Origin of the sequence: Actinoalloteichus fjordicus (assembly GCF_001941625.1) — a bacterium.
In the GTDB taxonomy this organism is placed as follows: Bacteria; Actinomycetota; Actinomycetes; order Mycobacteriales; family Pseudonocardiaceae; genus Actinoalloteichus_A; species Actinoalloteichus_A fjordicus.
Genome location: NZ_CP016076.1, coordinates 3,172,945 through 3,189,511, shown reverse-complemented (window position 1 = coordinate 3,189,511; position 16,567 = coordinate 3,172,945). Strand labels below are relative to the sequence as shown.

Sequence of the window (16,567 nt, the reverse complement as noted above, 5' to 3'; positions counted from 1 at the left end):
CAAGGAGCCGCACGTGATCGAGAGCGCCGCCCGGTCGAGTCGACGACCCGGCACGGGCGCCCGCGGCGTCCTGGACAGTCTCGTGGCGATCGTCCACTGCCTGACCACGCTCGCGCTGTCCCTGTGCTACCTGGTGGTCCTGCTCGTGTTCGCCCTCGGCGTGCTCTTGGTCCCGCTGCTGTTCGTCGGCATCCCGATCGCCGCGGCGGCCTGCTGGGCGGCACTGGGCGTGGAGTGGATCGAGCTGCATCGGATCAGCGCCGTCCTCGGACTCGACCTCACCGGGCTGGACCGGGAACGGCTGCCGGAGGACGACCTCGTCCCGAGGACACGGCGGCAGGGTCTGCTGCGGCGCGGGCTGAATCGACGGGCGCTGACCGCACTGGCCTACACCCTCGTCCAGGTGGGGTGGGGGATCACCTCCGGTGCCGTGCTGCTGTTCGCCCTCTCGGCTTCGACGGCCTACCTCGGCCACGGCGTGCTGCTCGTCGCGTCCGGTGGTGCGGACAGCAGGCAGATCGTCCTGAGCCTCGGCGGCGGGGTGGTCGGGCTCGTCGTGAGCGGTTGGCTGGCCCGGCGATTCGCCATGATTGAGGTGCTGCTGCTGCGAAGGATGGTGCTTCGCAACAAGATGCGGGCGCTGCGCCGACAGGTCGAGGAGCTTCGGGAGCGCAGGCTCCGGATGGTCGACGCCGCCGAGGCCGAGCGCAGGCGGCTGGAGCGTGACCTGCACGACGGGGCCCAGCAGCGGCTGCTGTCCGTGACCATGACCCTCACCAGGGCGCGAGCCAGGATCGGCAAGGACACCGCCGCCGCCGAGGTGCTCTTGGCGGAGGCCCACCAGGAGGCCAAGGCCGCGATGACCGAGCTACGGGACCTGGCACGCGGACTGCATCCCGCGATCCTCACCGACCACGGGCTGGACGGCGCCCTGCCCGCCGTCGCGAGCCGCTGCGCCGTTCCCGTCGGCCTGGACGTCGAGCTGGACTCGCGTCCCTCGGCCCGCACCGAGGGCGTCGCCTACTTCGTGGTGTCCGAGGCGCTGACCAACATCACCAAGCACTCCGAGGCCACCACCGCCTCCGTCCGGCTGCACCGCGACGGCGAACGGCTGTGGATTCGAATCGCCGACGACGGCGTGGGCGGTGCCACGGTGGACGGTGCACCGGGCGGCGGGCTGGCCGGGCTGATCGACCGGGTGTGGGCCGTGGACGGCGAACTGGCGCTGTCCAGCCCGCCCGGCGGACCCACGGTCGTCACGGTCGACCTGCCCTGGGAGGCGTGAGACGATGCGCGTGGTGATCGCCGAGGACTCGGTGCTGCTGCGTACCGGGTTGCTGCGTCTACTGCGGGACGAGGGGATCGACGTCGTGGCGGACGTCGGTGACGCGGACGCGCTGCTCCGCAGCGTCGAAGACCTCCGCCCGGAGTTGTGTCTGGTGGACGTACGGATGCCGCCCGGCTTCTCCGAGGAGGGGATTCATGCCGCCGTGGAGATTCGTCGTCGGCATCCCGACATCGCGGTGGTGGTGCTCTCACAGTACGTGGTCGGCCGGTACGCGGCGGAGCTGATCACCGGCGGCGCGACCCGAGTCGGCTATCTGCTCAAGGACCGGGTTGTCGACCTGGACGACTTCCTCGCCGCGCTGCGCCGGGTGGTCGCGGGCGGCACCGCCTTCGACCAGGAGGTCATCGCGCAGCTGCTCACGCGCAATCGGGACGACGCCAGGCTGGGCAGGCTGAGTCCGCGCGAACTGGAGGTGCTGGGCCTGATGGCCCAGGGCCTGAACAACGCAGGCATCGCCGAACGCCTGATGATCACCGAACGCGCGATCGAGAAGCACATCAACGGCATCTTCACGCGGCTCGACCTCGGTCACCAGGACCATGAACATCGGCGCGTCCGGGCTGTTTTGGAGTACCTCCGCAACCACGGCGTCCCCGAGGGGTGACGTCGCGGGCCGCCCGTGCGGCATGCCGAGCCGGCCCGCGACGCCGGAGTCGGGCCGTCATCGAGGCACGGCCGGGCGGGATGGTCGACGACGACCACACACGATCAGGAGCGAGGGATGAGCGACGTGACGAGCCGACGGGCGCGGCCGAGACCCGACCTGGCCTGGTTGGCCCGGCCCGCCTGGCTGATCGGCGGGTCGTTCGTCGCGCTGATGATGGTGGTCTCCGGCGGCATGTACGGACTCGCGGTGCTCACCCAGACCAGTGAGACCACGACCGTGAGCCACTCCGGCGACATCCGAAGACTGACGATGATCATCGACTCGGGTGACGTCCGCGTCGAGGCGTCGGAGGAGGCGACCACGACGGAGATCATCCGCACCTGGCACAGCGACGCCTCGACCCCGCAGACCTGGTCCGAGGTCACCGAGTCGGACGAGACACTGAGCATCACCGAGTCCTGCCCGGTGCACATGTACGACTTCTGCGCGACCGACTATCTGATCCGGCTCCCTGCCGGCGTCGAGGTCGACGTCGAGACGGGCACGGGCAGCGTGAGCGTCGTGGACACGATGGCGCCGCTGACCGTCCGAACCTCGGACGGCGAGGTCTTCGCCGAAGGCCTCGCGGGGGAGGTGCTGATCGCGGCCCATACCGGCGACATCGAGGTCAGCGACGTCGATGCCGAGCGCATCATGCTGGAGACGTACTGGGGCGACGTCACGGTGCACACCACCGCGCCGTTCGCCTCGCTGTCGGCGGTGTCGGGCCAGGGCGACGTGACCGCCTGGATCGCCGAGGAGCACGCGCCGTATCGCGTTCAGATCACCGCAGGCTCCGATCAGGTCGTCCACGTCGCCCAGGACCCGTACCAGGGGCCCCTGGTACGGGTGGGGGCCGAGGCGGGCCACGCCTCGGTGCTGCCGACCTGAGCGGACCGCGACGGGGAGCCGCTCGCCGTCCGAGTCCCCTCGTGGACGGTGCCGACAGCGGCGCGGGGTTCGTTCTGCGTCGTGTCGGGCTCTCCGGCCGCCCGGAGGATGCCGTGTGCCGCAAGGTGTTCGACGCTCCGTCGCCCCGCGACGATCAGCCGGACGGTCTGCTCCGAGGGCGTGGTCAGGAGTCCTCGGCGTCATCCCGCGTGAATCGCCGAAGTCCACCGCCCTCGGTCGTGGTCACTCCCTGTTCGGCACAGCGCAGGGCCCTCGTGGGACCGAGTGGCGACCGGGTCGGGGGCGCGCGTCAGCAGGTCGGATCGCCGAAGGTCTGGCAGTAGGTGATCGGGTTGCCGTACTCCTCGACCTTGGTAGGCGACCCTCGTGCCCGTCCAGGCGGACGACGTAGGCGTTGCGGTAGGGCCTGCCGTCGGCGGTGGTGAAGTCGCCGTTCGCCTGGCGGAAGGAGGTGGCGCCGTCGGCGGTCACGCTCACCCGCTCGTCGACGAAGTCGATGGTCGCCATGTTCGTGAACACGCCGGTCAGGTAGCCGAGGACCTGCTCATCGCCGACGAAGCGGGCCGCAGGCTCCGGTTCTCCGGTGAAGGACAGTGCCACCGTCAGCTCCACGTCGCGGTCGATCATGTCGACGACGGCGGAGAGGTCCTTGGCCTCCATCGCCGCGACGAAGGCCGAGATCATCGCGCTGCTGGCCGAGAGCGGCGCCGATCGCGAGACCGCCTCGCTCGCCGCCGAGCTGGGGATCGCGTGCTTCCATGCCGGACGCGCGGCAGCGGACAACGAACCGGCACGCCTCACTGCCGCCGTCGACGCCGCCTTCGCCCGACTCGGCTAGTTGTTCTGCCCCCAGCGCGGTCGGCATCGATCCTGTTCAGGAGAGCCTCAGACACTTGTCGAGGCCCGAATCGGGCGCGTGCCGCACAGGCCGAGAATCACTCCCGCGTACGCACGGTTGACAGCGCGGCCCGCCAACCGCGGGCGATCACGATCGAGCCGTCCCTGCGCAGGGTCGATTCGCTGACGGCACCGTCGGTTGCCAGTGCCCGGGAGCCATCCCCGCATGCGCGGGGCCGATACTTCCTGACCTGCTCGTCTGGTGACGACCAAGGCGCCAAGCTGCCACCTGACCCACGCCACTCCAGGCGGTGGCCAGGCCTCGTCACGGACCCGCCGCCCGCCCAGAAACTCAACCGAGATCACGCCGTCAGGCGACCGATCGACGACCGGCAGCGCCCGTCGCCCGAGACCGCCGTCTCGGGTCGTCCTCAGCGGCGGGACCGCCGGGTGCGCAGATAGTCGCCGACCACCGCCGCGCCCAGCCCGTCGAGATCCGGGGCGAACACCCGGCCGCCCGCCCGGCGCGCGAGCAGGTCGACGAACACGGTGAGCCGCTCGTCGTCACCGAGCCGGAACACGCTGAGCGCGGTGCCCGCCCTGGCCAGCGCCTCCACCTCCGCCAGCGTGGCGCGCAGCGTCTCCGGCCGAGGCGGGTAGTCGAACACCGCCTCGCCGTCGGGTTCCAGATGCGCGGTGGGCTCGCCGTCGGTGACCACCAGGACGACCGGCATCGCATCGGGGTGCCGCCGCAGATGTCGGCCTGCGAGCAGCAGGGCGTGGTGCAGGTTGGTGCCCTGCTCCATCGTCGCCTCCAGCTCGGTGAGGCCCGCGATGTCGGTGGTGGCGGCCCGCCTGCCGAAGGTGACCAGGTGGAGGTCGTCGCCCCGGAACCGCGTGCTCACCAGGTGGTGCAGGGCGAGCGCCGTGCGCTTCATCGGCGCCCAGCGGCCGTCCTGGACCATCGACCAGGAGACGTCCACGCACAGCACCACCGCCGCTCGGGTCCGCGTCTCGGACTCGGCGACCTCGATGTCGGCCACCGCCAGCACGGGTCCCGGCAGGGCGGCCCGCCGCAACGCGGCGTTGCGCGCGGTCCGGGCGGCGTCCCACGGCTCGGTGTCGCCGAACTGCCACGGCCTGCTCGCCCCGGTCGGCTCGCCTGCCGACCCCGCTCGTCGCGTGTCGCGCTCCCCGCGCCGCGTCCTGGTCTGATCCAGGACGTCGCGCAGCAGGTCCTGGCCGAGCGTGCGCAGGGCGCGCGGCGTGAGCCGGAGACTGCCGTCCGCGCTGCGACTCAGCAGGCCGCCCCGCGTGAGCTCCTGTTCCAGCTCGGTCAGCCCGCGCACGGCGATTCGCGCGTCCGGGCCGAGCCTGCGCTCCAGCGCGGCCAGGTCGACGTCCTCCAGGCGGGCACCCGGATAGGCCTGGCCGAGTTGCTCGGCCAACTCGTCGAGCTCGCCCAGCTCCGTCAGCGCCTCGGCGGCCTCCGACAGTGACAAGGGCTGAGAGCCTCGGAACCGGCCGCTGCCCTGCCAGTCCTCCCCCGGACGCAGCGACTGGAGTCGGGCGTCCAGCTCGCCGAGGGCCTCGGACAGCCGGGGATCGCCGAAGGCCTGTCTGGACAGTTCGGCCAGCTCGGCACGCTGCTGGGGCGACAGCGAGTTGAGCGTTCTGGCCGCGGCGGCCGCGCGGGCCGCCAGCACGTCGATCAGCTCCTCGACGTCGCGAGGCTGTTCCGGGAAGAACCGGCCGTGCTCGGCCATGAACGCCGTGAACCTCGCGGGCACGTCGGGCTCGCCTGCGGCGTGCGCGGCGAGCAGGGCATTGAGGTCGGCGAGCATCGCCCGCACCTGGGCCACCTGCTCCGGCCCGGCGTCGCGCATCGCCTGCCGCATCCCCTCGAACCGGGCGTCCAACAGCTGTTCGCCGAGGAGTTCCCGAATCCGCGCGTAGTCGACGGCCGCCTGATCCGAACGCCACTGGTAGTCGCCCAGCTCCCGCACCGCCCGGCCGGGATTGGTCGGCAGGGCGTCGAGCCGCATCTCGCGGAAGCGCGCGTCGTCGGTCGGCTCGGGGAACAGCACGCGCCGCTCCTCCGCCAGCGCGCGGGCGAGCAGCTCGCGGACCTCGGTCAGCGTCCCGTCGACCCGATGCCGCCGTTGCAGCCGGGAGCGCTGCTCCCAGACGCGTCTGGTCAACTCGTCCAGTCCGGTGCGGTCGGGCAGTCCTCGCCGCAGCAGCTCGCGCAGCGCGGCCCTGGTCGACGAGCCGTCCATGACGTCGCGGCCCAGCTCGGCCAGGGCCGCCCGCAGGTCGATCGGCGGGGCCAGCGGGTCGGGTCCGCCGTGCCAGCGGACGTAGCGGTAGCCCGCGACATCCCCTTCCGGGCCCTCGCGCCCGGCCCGGCGGGGCTCGCCGCCCTCAGCGCCGTCGTCCATCTCGTCCTCGATTCCGTGCCAGGTCACGCGCCGTAGACGGTCTGCTCGTCCTCGGTGTCCTTGCCGAGCTGTCGCGACAGGTAGAGCAGCTCCAGCGCCAGTTCGACGGCGGAGGCGATCGGTCCCGCCGGGCCGGTCGGGTCGGCGCCCAGCCGTTTGGCGATCTCGGCCGTCGCGGGCAGCTCCGGCAGCGCACGCAGCAACGCCTCGGCCGTGACCCGCTCGCCCGTGGTCACCGGCGTGCCCGCGACGGCCTCGGCGAGCGGCCCGAGGTCGACGCCTGCGAGCAGGTGGCGGGCGGTGTCGGCGGTGGCGCGACGCAGCAGGTGGCCGAGCAGCTCCTCCTCTCGGCCCTCCTCCCCCGCCTCGAACTCGATCTTGCCGCGCAGGACGGGGACGACGCCGTCGAGGTCCACCGGCCGGGCCACGGCGTCGGCCTCGCCCGTGCGGGCGGCACGACGCAGCGCCGCAGCCGCGACCGTCTCGGCGGCGGCCACCGCGAAGCGCGCCGACACCCCGGATCGCTGGTCCACCGCCGTGGACTCCCGCAGCGCGCGGACGAACCGGGCGAGCACCTCCAACAGGTGGTCGCCGACCTCCGCGACCAGCTCGGCCTCCTGCCGGACCAGCGCCGTCTCCGCCGCGATCTCCAGCGGGTAGTGGGTGCGGATCTCCGCGCCGAACCGGTCCTTGAGCGGGGTGATGATCCGACCCCGGTTCGTGTAGTCCTCGGGGTTGGCGGTGGCCGCGACCACGACGTCCAACGGCAGGCGCAGCGTGTAGCCGCGCACCTGGACGTCGCGCTCCTCCATGACGTTGAGAAGGGCGACCTGGATGCGCTCGGCGAGGTCGGGCAGTTCGTTGATCGCCACGATGCCGCGATGTGCCCGGGGAACCAGACCGAAGTGGATGGTCTCCGGGTCGCCGAGGCTGCGGCCCTCGGCCACCTTGACCGGGTCGACGTCGCCGATGAGGTCGCCGACCGAGGAGTCCGGGGTGGCGAGCTTCTCGGTGTAGCGCGCGGAGCGGTGCACCCAGCCGATCGGCAGGTCCTCGCCCAGCTCGGCGGCCCGACGCAGGCTCGCGGGGGTGATCGGGTCGAACGGGTGCTCGCCCAGTTCGGCGTCGCGGATCACCGGAGCCCATTCGTCGAGGAGCCCGACGAGGGTCCGCAGCAGCCTCGTCTTGCCCTGGCCGCGCTCCCCGAGCAGCACGACGTCGTGTCCCGCCAGCAGCGCTCGTTCCAGCTGAGGCAGCACCGTCCGGTCGAAGCCCACGATGCCCGGCCAGGGATCGACGCCCGCCCGCAGCGCGGCCAGCAGGTTCTCCCGCAGTTCGGCCTTGACGCCGCGCAGCCGGTGTCCGGTGGCACGCAGCGCGCCCACGGTGGCGGGCAGGTCGTCGGGGATCGCGGGGGCGGCAGGGACCGGGAGATCGCTCACGCCTCGACGCTACGCAGAATCGGCGGACGAGACCACGTCGAGTGACTCCAGCTCACGACGGACCGGCCCGCCACGTCGATCGTCCGTCGAAGAACGTCGCGGGCAGCGGCGGACACCGACGAGCACCGGGACTGCGGCAGGCTCCCGGTCCGGGCAGTAGCCGGCCGCACGGCCACCCGGCCCGCCTCGCGCCGAGGACAGCCGGTGACGCGCGTCGCGGGCCTGCCCGTCCAGCCCGAACCGGGCGCATTACGGTGTGCTCGACGATGCGCAGGGCATCGAGGGAAGGCGGCCAGGGTGATCCCGACGGTGACCGGGACGCGGTACGTGACACCGCTCCGCGAGGGCGGCTCCCTCCCCGGCCTGGTCGAGGCCGACGACGAGGGCACCTACGTCGTGAAGTTCCGGGCGGCGGGTCAGGGTCCCAAGGTGCTGGCGGCGGAGATCATCGCGGGCGAACTGGCCCGCAGACTCGGCTTTCGAGTGCCGGATCTGGTGCTGGTCGAGATGGACCCGCGCATTGCCCGGCACGAGCCGGACGAGGAGGTCCAGGAGCTGCTCGCGGCCAGCAGCGGGCTGAACCTGGGCATGGACTTCCTGCCGGGTGCGTTCGGCTTCGATCCGGAGGCGTTCCCGCCGGACGCCGAGGAGGCCGCGCGGGTGCTGTGGTTCGACGGCCTGATCAACAACGTCGACCGCAGCTGGCGCAATCCGAACCTGCTGCGCTGGCATCGCGAACTCTGGCTGATCGACCACGGGGCGGCGCTCTGGTTCCACCACGACTGGCCTCGGGCCGGGACGGCGGCGGGCAGGCCCTTCCGGTCGGAGGATCATGTGCTCGTCCGACATGCGGCCGACCCGGCGACGGCCCACCGCGAACTGGCGCCGAAGGTGACCGAGTCACTGCTCACCGAGATCACGGCGCTGGTGCCCGATCGCTGGCTCGTCGACGAGGACGGCGACTCGGACGCGTTCCATCGGCGAGCCGCCTACGTGGACTACTTCCTGCGTCGGATCGAGTCGGCACCGAGCTGGCTTCCCGGAGGGACGGCATGAGCGAGCTGGTCGTGTTCGAGTACGCGACGCTGCGCGTGATGCCCCGCATCGAGCGCGCCGAGTCGATCAACGCCGGGGTCCTGCTGTACTGCGGCAGGCTGGACTACCTCGGTGCCGCCGTCGATCTGGACGCCGACCGACTACGGGCGCTGGACCCCCACGTCGACGTGGAGTCGGTCGTCGCGGCGCTGCACGCCGTCGAGCGGGTGTGCTCGGGCGCCGATCGACAGGTGCCCGCGTGTCAGACCAGCCTCGGACAGCGGTTCCGCTGGCTGACCGCGCCGCGCAGCACGGTCGTGCAGACCGGCGCGGTCCACGCCGGACTGACCGACGATCCAGCGGCCGAGCTGGACCGGCTGACGACCGCACTGGTGCGGTGACGCCGATCGGCGGCCCTAGGTTGCGGATTTGCACCGATCGTGGCGTGTCGACTTCGATGCGAGACTCCTGATCGCTGCGCGCCTACCATCGCGGGAGACGTGTCCCGACGTAGTCGGACTCGACACATCCGAGAGACAGCAGGCTCTCGTCTCTCGGAGGAGAGGAAGCACGATGAACCGTTCCAGCGCTCGTCATCGCATCGTGACCGCCCTGGTCTCAGCCGCGTTCATGACCCTGGTCTTCGCGCTGTTCGCCGGGCTGGCCGACATCCCCCTCACGGGTCTGCCGCTGACCTACCTGGCCTTCTTCGGACTGTGGACGCTGGCCGCCTGGGCGGCGACGCCGCTGTTCGAACGGATCGACGCCTTCGCCGCCGACCAGAAGCACCGATTCGGCCAGCACGGATCAGGAAAGGCCTGAGCCTGCCACGGCCCGACCGCGCACGGCGGCCGGGCGCACCGGTCGGCGAGCGACGGTCCCCGTCGCCTGGCCGCGTCGACGTCCCGGCGGATCTCCGGCCACGCGCCGATCAACCGGGCCGTCGAGACGTCGGCGGGTGATCCGGCTCGATCCCGACGCCCCTCCGCCAGGCGATCTCGGGTCGGCTCAGTCGACCGAGGCGACCGCCGCGTAGAAGCCCGCATGCTCCGCGTCGGCGTTGAGCACGCCGTGCCACTCCGTCGCGTCCACCAGGCCCGGCGCCAGGAGGGTGAAACCGGTCAGCATCGCCGTCAGCCGCTCTCGACTGCGCGGCAGCACCGGGGTGTCGGCCCGCTGGTAGACCCGTGAAGCCGCCCTCGCCTGTTCGGGATCGTGATCGGCGGTCACGTGCGAGATCACCAGCCTGCTGCCCGGCGCCATCGTCTGGCGGTACCCGGCGAGGATCTCCTCCGGCCGTCGCTCCTCGGGGACGAAGTGCAGCACCGCCACCGCGAGCAAGGCGACCGGCTCGGCGAAGTCGATCACCTCGCGGACCGTCGGTGCGGCCAGGACCTGCTCCGGATCACGCAGGTCCGCCTGCGTGATGGTCGTCTGTGGATCGTCCGCCAGCAGGTGGCTGCTGTGGGCGACCGCCACCGGCTCGTTGTCGACATAGGCCACTCGACAGCTCGGCTCGGCCGCCTGCGCGATCTCGTGCACGTTGCCGACCGTCGGAATGCCCGATCCCAGGTCGAGGAACTGCCGGATGCCCTGCTCGACGCAGTGGCGCACCGCCCGCCCGAGGAAGGAGCGGTTCGCGGCCACCGCCTCCCGCATCCAGGGCATGACCTGTAAGGCCTGTTCGGCGAGATGCCGATCGGCGGCGAAGTTGAAGGCGCCGCCGAGGTAGTAGTCGTACATGCGCGCGGCGTTGGGCCGGTCCAGGTCGATCCCGGTGCCGGTCCAGCTCACATCGGTCTCCATCGTGCTGCTCCCTCCGAGAGAACAAGCCGAGCGACCGAGTCACGGCGACGCCGCACCGGTCGAGTCGACCGTCCGGCGTCATTGCCCGCTGCGCAGCCTGCCGAGGTGATCCACTTCGGTCAAGGGGTTGACATCGGAGCAGAAACAGCGTTCTCGCTCGCTCCGTCCTCGCCCCCGGCCGACGCCGTGGCGTTCGGCCCCGGCCGACCTGTGCCGTGCCCGGCGGCGTCGACGCTGGCTCGCCGCGCGGGACCGACCCGACGTCCGGGGTGGTCAGCCGCCGAGGAGGTGGGCGTTGGGATGGCGGGCGAGGTCGGCGAACTCGCTCAGCTCGATCACCTCGCGCCCTGCGGCGCGGAGCTGCTCGGCGCCTTCGCAGTCGACGAAGGCCTCGGGCTCTCGCCAGGCGAAGACGATGCGCGGGATGGGCGTGTCGAGGATCAGCCGGGTGCAGCTCCTCGGATGCGAGGACCGGGTGCTGCACGGTTCCAGTGAGCTGTAGATCGTCGCGGTCGCCAGCCGAGGATCGGTCGGGGACAACCGGGCGAGCGCGATCTCCTCCGCGTGGTCGTGGGAGCCGGTCTCCCGCGAGTATCCGGTGGCGATGACCTCGCCTGCCGCGTCGGCGACGAGCGCACCGACGGAGAAGGCGCTCGCGGAGCGGGGGCACTCCTCGGCGAGGGCGACGGCCCGCAGCAGCAGTGCGCGGTCGTGGGAGGACGGGACGGCGGGTGTGGTCATGACCGTCCAGTCTGCCCGCCGGGGCCCGGCGACGGGGACTCGGCAGGTGCCGGGCTCGGCAAGATCGCCCGGCCGGACCTCCCGCGGACCCGTGACAGGCACGATTCGCATCGGACTCCGGCGCCGATCTGCTCGATTACTGTCCGGCGATGGAGATCGAGTACGCGTGGCGCGGCGGGTTCGACAGCGCGGCCGTCGAGCGGCTGCACGCCGAGGGCTTCGGTCATGCGCCCGTTCCGCACGACTGGTGGGGTCAGGTCAGCCGACACAGCCTGGGCTGGGTGTGCGCGTGGGCGGACGACGACCTCGTCGGCTTCGTCAACGTCGCCTGGGACGGGGCCGGTCATGCCTTCCTGGTGGACACGGTGGTGGCCGAATCCCTCCAGCGTCGAGGTGTCGGGGCGGAGTTGGTGGCGGTGGCGATGCGGGAGGCCTCGGCGGCGGGCTGCGAGTGGCTGCACGTCGACTTCGAAGGCCGCCTGAGCGGCTTCTACCTGGACGCCTGCGGATTCCGGCCGACCAAGGCTGGCGTCATCGCCTTGTAGCGCACCGGCAGACGTCTGGCTGGCGCACCCGGACGCCGGGCGCCGATCCCCGGTGCCCGGGGCGGCGCCCCCGATCGGCAGGGTCATCTCGAGCGGTCCATCCCCGCGTGCGCGGGGCCGATACCATGAGTGCATTTGCTCGGTCGATTCCCGCGGGTCCATCCCCGCGTGCGCGGGGCCGATACTTGTTGACCTGCGGCTATCCAGGCCGATGACACCCTTTCCGACCACGTGATCCCCGTCATGACGGACAAGCGCAAGAGTCCTGGCGGACCGGTCAGAACGCGGGCCACGGGATCGCGGGCCAGCCCTCGGATGGCGAGGGGTACACGCCCGCAGCGGCCAGCCGGTCGAGGCGCAGACCCAACGCCTCGACCTCCTTGCGTGTGAGGTGATCATGGAGTTCCTCGCCGAGCGGGCCCGCCAGCCGGGCGCGCAGCGAGCCGAGGACCTCCAGCGTCTCCTCGCCCACGGGCTGGTCGATCCAGCCCCACAGCACCGTGCGAAGCTTGTCCTCGGCATGGAGGCAGATGCCGTGATCGACCGCGTACACCGCGCCCTCGGCCGTGCTCAGCACATGCCCGCCCTTGCGGTCCGCGTTGTTGATCACGGCGTCGAGCACCGCCATCGTCCGTAGGCGCGGATGATCGGCATGGACCAGCACGGCGGGCTCACCCGCTCGGTCGTGAGCGTGCAGCACCGGCCGCCAGCCCGCCGGGATCGCGTCCACACCCACCACGTCCACCAGCTCGGAGTCGGTGTCGGTGTCGATCCATAACTGCACCATGCCCGGCCCGAACGGCCCGGGGCGCAGCACCGTCGGCGGGACCAGGTCCCACCCCGCGGCCGCGCTGATCAGGTAGGTCGCCACCTCGCGGCCCGCGAGCGTGCCGTCGGGGAAGTCCCACAACGGCTGCTCGCCCCGCACCGGCTTGTAGACGCAGTGCGCCTCGACACCGTCCAGTTCGATCGCGCAGAACAGCGTGGCGTTGGAGGCGGCGACCATCCGCCCCTCGACCTCGATGCGGCCTCGGCGCAGGAAGTCGAGGGCAGCGGGATCATCGGGCTGCACCGGCACCGGCTTCGCCTCAGCCCTCGTCGCCGCGGCGATAGCCGTTCTGCCGGGGACAGATGTGCCCGGCGGGGTCCAACGGCTCGCCGCACAGCGGACACGGCTTGCGTCCGGCGTTGACCACCCGTTCGGCCCGCGCCGCGAAGGCCCTGGCCTGCAGCGGAGTGAGGAACACCCGGAGCGCGTCCGGACCCTCCTCGGTGTCGTCGAGTACGACCGACTCGTCGACCTCCTCCTCTGTCATCGCCAGCAGTTCGATGACCACCGCGTGCGTCTCGGCGTCCCAACCCAATCCCATGGTTCCGACGCGGAACTCCTCCTCGACCGGGACGTCGAGTGGTTCCACGTCGATGACCGCCTCGGGCGCCGCACCGGGGACCTCGGTGTCGAAACGCAGCGCCACCTCCTCAAGGAGGGCGCCGATGCGTTCGGCGAGCACCGAGACCTGTTGTTTCTCCAGCTGAACGCTCACCTTGCGGACGTCCTCGGACGCCTGCAGGTAGAAACTGCGCTCGCCAGGCTGCCCGACGGTCCCGGCGATGAACCGGTCGGGTTGACGGAATACATGAATGACACGAGCCATGACACCGACGACACTAGGCCACCGGGCTGCACCGGGCAGCGCGCTCCCCCCGGTTCGCGACGGAATCCCTCTGCTTCTGTGTTCCGGGGCACGCGCGCGGCTACGCTGCCGGGGTGGTGACGATCTCTCCCTACGGAACGTGGACCTCGCCGATCGACGCGGCCGACGCGGCGAAGTCAGGCGGTGGAGTCCTCGCAGCGGACCTCGCCTTCGGTGCGGCCTGGTGGACGGAGAGCCGTCCGGAAGAGGGCGGCCGGGTCGCGCTGATGCGTGAGACCGACGACGGGATCGTCGCCGAGGTGCTGGGGGCGCCCTGGAACGTCCGCAACCGGGTGCACGAGTACGGCGGCAGGCCCTGGGTCGCCTTCGAGGCCGACGGTCGCAGGCACGTGGCCTTCACCCACTGGGACGATCAGCGGGTCTACCTGCTCGACCTCACCGATCCCGAGGCCGTTCCCCGGCCTGCCAGCCCCGTTCCCGACCGGCCGCAGGGCGCTCGCTACGGGGAACTGGTGGCCGGTCCCGGTGGCCGAGAGGTCTGGTGCGTCCGGGAGACGGTCGTCGGCGACTCCCGCGTCGACGTTCGGCGTGATCTCGTCGCCCTGCCCGTCTCGGGCGCGGCGGGCGAGGACGCGACGGCCGTGCGGGTCCTCGCCGCGAGCCACCACTTCCTCACCGCCCCCCGGCCGAGCCCGGACGGCAGGCACGCCGCGTGGATCGGCTGGGAGCATCCCGCGATGCCGTGGGACGGCACGGAACTCTGCGTGGCGAAGATCACCGAGGACGGCTTCGAGCCCCATCGAGTGCTCGCGGGCGGACCGACCGAGTCGGTGTGTCAGCTCCGTTGGGCCGACGACGAGTCCCTCTACGCGCTCACCGACCCGGCAGGCTGGTGGAACCCGCACCGGGTCACCCTGGCCGGGGTCGTCACGCCGCTGCTGACCGCCGAGGTCGAGATCGGCGGGCCGCTGTGGCAGCTCGGCGCGAGCTGGCTGGCGCCGTTGGGCGACGGCAGGCACGCGGTGCTGTGCGGCGGCAGACTCGCCCTGCTCGACGAGGCCGACGGCGGTCTCACCGACGTCGAGTCCCCACTGCCGACCTGGCGCTCGACGCTGGCCTGCGACGGGAAGACGATCATCGGAGTGGCCAGCGGGCCGAAGAGCAAGCCCGCCGTCGTGGCCGTGGACGTGGCCACGCTGACCCCGCGAGTCCTCACCGGGCAGCCTGCGGGTCTGCCTGCCCAGGCCTGGCTCCCGGTGCCGACGACCCGGATGTTCACCGGGCCGGACGGGCAGCAGATCCCGGCCCACGTGTATCCGCCGACCAACCCGGACTTCGCGGCCCCGGACGGTGAGCTGCCGCCGTTCCTCGTCCACGTCCACGGCGGGCCGACCGGTCAGAACACCACCGTCCTCGATCCCACCATCGCCTACTTCACCAGCCGGGGCATCGGTGTGGTCGCCGTCGACTACGGCGGGTCCTCCGGCTACGGCCGGGCCTTCCGCGAGCGGCTGCGCGAGTCCTGGGGCGTGGTGGACGTGGCCGACTGTGCCGCCGTCGCCGAGGCGCTCGCCGCCGAGGGGACCGCCGACCGGCAGCGCCTGGCGATCCGGGGCGGCAGCGCGGGCGGCTGGACCACCGCCGCGTCGCTGACCACGGTCTCGGTCTACCGCTGCGGCACCGCCATGTACCCGATCCTGGACCTCACGGGTTGGGGCTCCGGGGAGACCCACGACTTCGAGTCCCGCTACCTCGACAGCCTGGTGGGCCCTCTCCCGGAGACCGCGCAGCGCTATCAGCAGCGGTCTCCCGTGAACAACGTCGACCGCCTCGCCGGGCCGATCCTGCTGCTGCAGGGGCTCGAAGACGAGATCTGCCCGCCGGAGCAGTCCGAACGGTTCGTCGACGAACTCGACGGACGCGGCATCCCCTTCGCCTACCTCGCGTTCGAGGGCGAACAGCACGGCTTCCGTCGTGCCGAGACCGTTCGGACGGCGTTGGAGGCCGAACTGTCCTTCTACGCGCAGGTTCTCGAGTTCGAGGCCCCCGGCGTGCCGACCTTGTCCCTGCGCCGATGACGGGCGCCCGACGCCCTCGCAGGCTGGTCCCCGGCGATCGGGTGGCGATCGTCGCCCCCGCAGGACCGGTGACGGCCCCGGTGCTGGCTGCCGGGGTGGCGATCCTGGAGAGCTGGGGGCTCGACGTCGTGGTGGGCGCCCACGTCCTGGACCGGCATCCGGACTTCCCCTACCTGGCGGGCCGGGACGAGGATCGCGCCGAGGACCTCACGAAGGCCTGGCTCGACCCGGACATCGCGGGCGTGCTCTGTGCCAGGGGCGGCTACGGCTGCACCAGAACCCTGCAACGGCTCGACCTCGCGGCGTTCGCCGGGGCACCGCCGAAGGTGTTCGCCGGGTCCAGCGACGTGACGGCCCTGCATCAGGCCTTCGGCAGCAGGCTGGACCTCGTGACGCTGTTCTCGCCGATGGTGGGCAGCGCGCCGTTCGTCGATCACCCCGGCGCCGTGGAGACGCTGCGTCGAACCCTGCTGGAACCGGAGTCCGCCCTCGTGCTGGGCAGGCCGGGAGCGGGACCGCTGGTGTCCGGCCGGGCACGAGGACTCAGCTGGGGCGGAAACCTCAGTCTGCTGGCCGCCGACATCGGCACCACCGACGCCTATCCGCCGCCGCCGGGGGCGGTCGTGCTGCTGGAGGACGTCGGCGAGGACCTCTACCGACTGGATCGGATGCTCACCCAGCTGGACCGGGCGGGCTGGTGGCAGGACGTCGCGGGCTTCGCGCTCGGCTCCTGGACCGACTGCGGACCGCTGGCGGACGTCCGGACGCTGGTGCTCGATCGGCTGGGCGGGCTGGGCGTGCCCGTCGGCTGGGAGCTGGGCTTCGGCCACTGTGATGATCAGCTCACCGTGCCCCTGGGCGTGCCGGTGGAGCTGGATGCCGATGCGGGCACGCTGAGACTCGACGAAGCCGCTTTGACCTGACCGGTCCCCGGCACGGCGACGGCCGTCCGGGGAGCCCCCGCGATGCCGGCGGCGGCCCTTCTCGACGCCGAACCCGTCGAGACGGCCGCACCGCCGTCGGAAGGCGCCGAGCCGACAACTCGTCGGGCCCCCGACGGGGCGGGCGCTCGCCCGCCTCG

The 16,567-nt window shown here is 72.0% G+C and carries 17 protein-coding genes; 10 read left to right on the top strand and 7 right to left on the bottom strand.

Annotation, left to right across the window (positions count from 1 at the left end):
* Nucleotides 1-13: 13 nt before the first annotated feature.
* From UA74_RS14170 to UA74_RS14160, 3 genes are all read left to right on the top strand, one after another.
* Nucleotides 14-1,285 carry a sensor histidine kinase gene (locus tag UA74_RS14170; protein WP_198043023.1) on the top strand — a complete coding sequence of 424 codons (1,272 nt, stop codon included), beginning with the start codon at nt 14-16 and terminating at the stop codon, nt 1,283-1,285.
* A gap of 4 nt (nt 1,286-1,289) precedes the next feature.
* Entirely contained in the window at nt 1,290-1,952 is a 663-nt protein-coding gene (locus UA74_RS14165; protein ID WP_075740646.1) for a response regulator transcription factor, read from the top strand.
* A 117-nt stretch (nt 1,953-2,069) separates the two neighbouring features.
* The gene (locus UA74_RS14160) at nt 2,070-2,885 is read left to right on the top strand and encodes a DUF4097 family beta strand repeat-containing protein (RefSeq protein ID WP_075740645.1); all 816 of its coding nucleotides are present in this window, start codon (nt 2,070-2,072) and stop codon (nt 2,883-2,885) included.
* 243 nt (nt 2,886-3,128) lie between these two features.
* On the opposite strand, the gene UA74_RS14155 is transcribed toward UA74_RS14160, so the two are convergent.
* Nucleotides 3,129-3,566, bottom strand: coding sequence for a nuclear transport factor 2 family protein (locus UA74_RS14155; RefSeq protein WP_198043022.1), 438 nt, complete (start codon nt 3,564-3,566; stop codon nt 3,129-3,131).
* Between UA74_RS14155 and UA74_RS31795 the strand changes: the two genes are divergently transcribed.
* The gene (locus UA74_RS31795) at nt 3,556-3,744 is read left to right on the top strand and encodes a hypothetical protein (RefSeq protein WP_157434172.1); all 189 of its coding nucleotides are present in this window, start codon (nt 3,556-3,558) and stop codon (nt 3,742-3,744) included. The genes UA74_RS14155 and UA74_RS31795 overlap by 11 nt on opposite strands.
* Nucleotides 3,745-4,174: 430 nt before the next feature.
* Here the strand turns inward: UA74_RS31795 and UA74_RS14150 are convergent, their stop codons facing one another.
* Nucleotides 4,175-6,184, bottom strand: coding sequence for a vWA domain-containing protein (locus tag UA74_RS14150; protein WP_404799991.1), 2,010 nt, complete (start codon nt 6,182-6,184; stop codon nt 4,175-4,177).
* Nucleotides 6,185-6,207: 23 nt separating this feature from the next.
* Nucleotides 6,208-7,626, bottom strand: coding sequence for a sigma 54-interacting transcriptional regulator (locus tag UA74_RS14145; RefSeq protein ID WP_075740643.1), 1,419 nt, complete (start codon nt 7,624-7,626; stop codon nt 6,208-6,210).
* A 297-nt stretch (nt 7,627-7,923) separates the two neighbouring features.
* Between UA74_RS14145 and UA74_RS14140 the strand changes: the two genes are divergently transcribed.
* The 3 genes from UA74_RS14140 to UA74_RS14130 all read left to right on the top strand — a co-directional run bounded on the left by UA74_RS14140 (nt 7,924) and on the right by UA74_RS14130 (nt 9,483).
* Entirely contained in the window at nt 7,924-8,682 is a 759-nt protein-coding gene (locus tag UA74_RS14140) for a HipA family kinase (protein WP_232237754.1), read from the top strand.
* Nucleotides 8,679-9,062, top strand: coding sequence for a DUF3037 domain-containing protein (locus UA74_RS14135; RefSeq protein WP_075740642.1), 384 nt, complete (start codon nt 8,679-8,681; stop codon nt 9,060-9,062). The genes UA74_RS14140 and UA74_RS14135 overlap by 4 nt, the downstream gene beginning before the upstream one ends.
* Before the next feature lie 172 nt (nt 9,063-9,234).
* On the top strand, nt 9,235-9,483 hold the full coding sequence (locus tag UA74_RS14130; RefSeq protein WP_075740641.1) for a hypothetical protein: 249 nt from the start codon (nt 9,235-9,237) through the stop codon (nt 9,481-9,483).
* 186 nt (nt 9,484-9,669) lie between these two features.
* On the opposite strand, the gene UA74_RS14125 is transcribed toward UA74_RS14130, so the two are convergent.
* Both UA74_RS14125 and UA74_RS14120 read right to left on the bottom strand, forming a co-directional pair.
* Entirely contained in the window at nt 9,670-10,467 is a 798-nt protein-coding gene (locus tag UA74_RS14125) for an SAM-dependent methyltransferase (protein WP_075740640.1), read from the bottom strand.
* 273 nt (nt 10,468-10,740) lie between these two features.
* A complete protein-coding gene (locus tag UA74_RS14120; RefSeq protein WP_075766133.1) occupies nt 10,741-11,208 on the bottom strand; it encodes a cytidine/deoxycytidylate deaminase family protein in 468 nt (155 codons plus the stop codon).
* 149 nt (nt 11,209-11,357) lie between these two features.
* Here UA74_RS14120 and UA74_RS14115 point away from each other — a divergent pair, with 149 nt between their 5' ends.
* Complete coding sequence (locus UA74_RS14115) at nt 11,358-11,753, top strand: GNAT family N-acetyltransferase (protein WP_075740639.1); 396 nt, start codon at nt 11,358-11,360, stop codon at nt 11,751-11,753.
* 277 nt (nt 11,754-12,030) lie between these two features.
* Here the strand turns inward: UA74_RS14115 and UA74_RS14110 are convergent, their stop codons facing one another.
* Nucleotides 12,031-12,825 carry an SCO1664 family protein gene (locus UA74_RS14110; protein ID WP_075743806.1) on the bottom strand — a complete coding sequence of 265 codons (795 nt, stop codon included), beginning with the start codon at nt 12,823-12,825 and terminating at the stop codon, nt 12,031-12,033.
* A 16-nt stretch (nt 12,826-12,841) separates the two neighbouring features.
* A complete protein-coding gene (locus tag UA74_RS14105) occupies nt 12,842-13,408 on the bottom strand; it encodes a DUF3090 domain-containing protein (RefSeq protein ID WP_075740638.1) in 567 nt (188 codons plus the stop codon).
* Nucleotides 13,409-13,521: 113 nt separating this feature from the next.
* Here UA74_RS14105 and UA74_RS14100 point away from each other — a divergent pair, with 113 nt between their 5' ends.
* Nucleotides 13,522-15,486 (top strand): S9 family peptidase, encoded by a 1,965-nt coding sequence (locus tag UA74_RS14100; RefSeq protein ID WP_075740637.1) that lies wholly within the window; start codon nt 13,522-13,524, stop codon nt 15,484-15,486.
* Entirely contained in the window at nt 15,483-16,409 is a 927-nt protein-coding gene (locus tag UA74_RS14095; RefSeq protein WP_075740636.1) for a S66 peptidase family protein, read from the top strand. The genes UA74_RS14100 and UA74_RS14095 overlap by 4 nt, the downstream gene beginning before the upstream one ends.
* The last annotated feature ends 158 nt before the right edge of the window (nt 16,410-16,567 follow it).

Excerpts from the sequence above, each read along its gene's own strand:
- UA74_RS14165 (WP_075740646.1), top strand. The coding sequence starts at position 1,290 with ATGCGCGTGGTGATCGCCGAGGACTCGGTGCTGCTGCGTACCGGGTTG.
- UA74_RS14120 (WP_075766133.1), bottom strand. The coding sequence starts at position 11,208 with ATGACCACACCCGCCGTCCCGTCCTCCCACGACCGCGCACTGCTGCTG.
- UA74_RS14125 (WP_075740640.1), bottom strand. The coding sequence starts at position 10,467 with ATGGAGACCGATGTGAGCTGGACCGGCACCGGGATCGACCTGGACCGG.
- UA74_RS14150 (WP_404799991.1), bottom strand. The coding sequence starts at position 6,184 with ATGGACGACGGCGCTGAGGGCGGCGAGCCCCGCCGGGCCGGGCGCGAG.
- UA74_RS14115 (WP_075740639.1), top strand. The coding sequence starts at position 11,358 with ATGGAGATCGAGTACGCGTGGCGCGGCGGGTTCGACAGCGCGGCCGTC.
- UA74_RS14130 (WP_075740641.1), top strand. The coding sequence starts at position 9,235 with ATGAACCGTTCCAGCGCTCGTCATCGCATCGTGACCGCCCTGGTCTCA.
- UA74_RS14135 (WP_075740642.1), top strand. The coding sequence starts at position 8,679 with ATGAGCGAGCTGGTCGTGTTCGAGTACGCGACGCTGCGCGTGATGCCC.
- UA74_RS14155 (WP_198043022.1), bottom strand. The coding sequence starts at position 3,566 with ATGGAGGCCAAGGACCTCTCCGCCGTCGTCGACATGATCGACCGCGAC.
- UA74_RS14105 (WP_075740638.1), bottom strand. The coding sequence starts at position 13,408 with ATGGCTCGTGTCATTCATGTATTCCGTCAACCCGACCGGTTCATCGCC.
- UA74_RS14160 (WP_075740645.1), top strand. The coding sequence starts at position 2,070 with ATGAGCGACGTGACGAGCCGACGGGCGCGGCCGAGACCCGACCTGGCC.
- UA74_RS14095 (WP_075740636.1), top strand. The coding sequence starts at position 15,483 with ATGACGGGCGCCCGACGCCCTCGCAGGCTGGTCCCCGGCGATCGGGTG.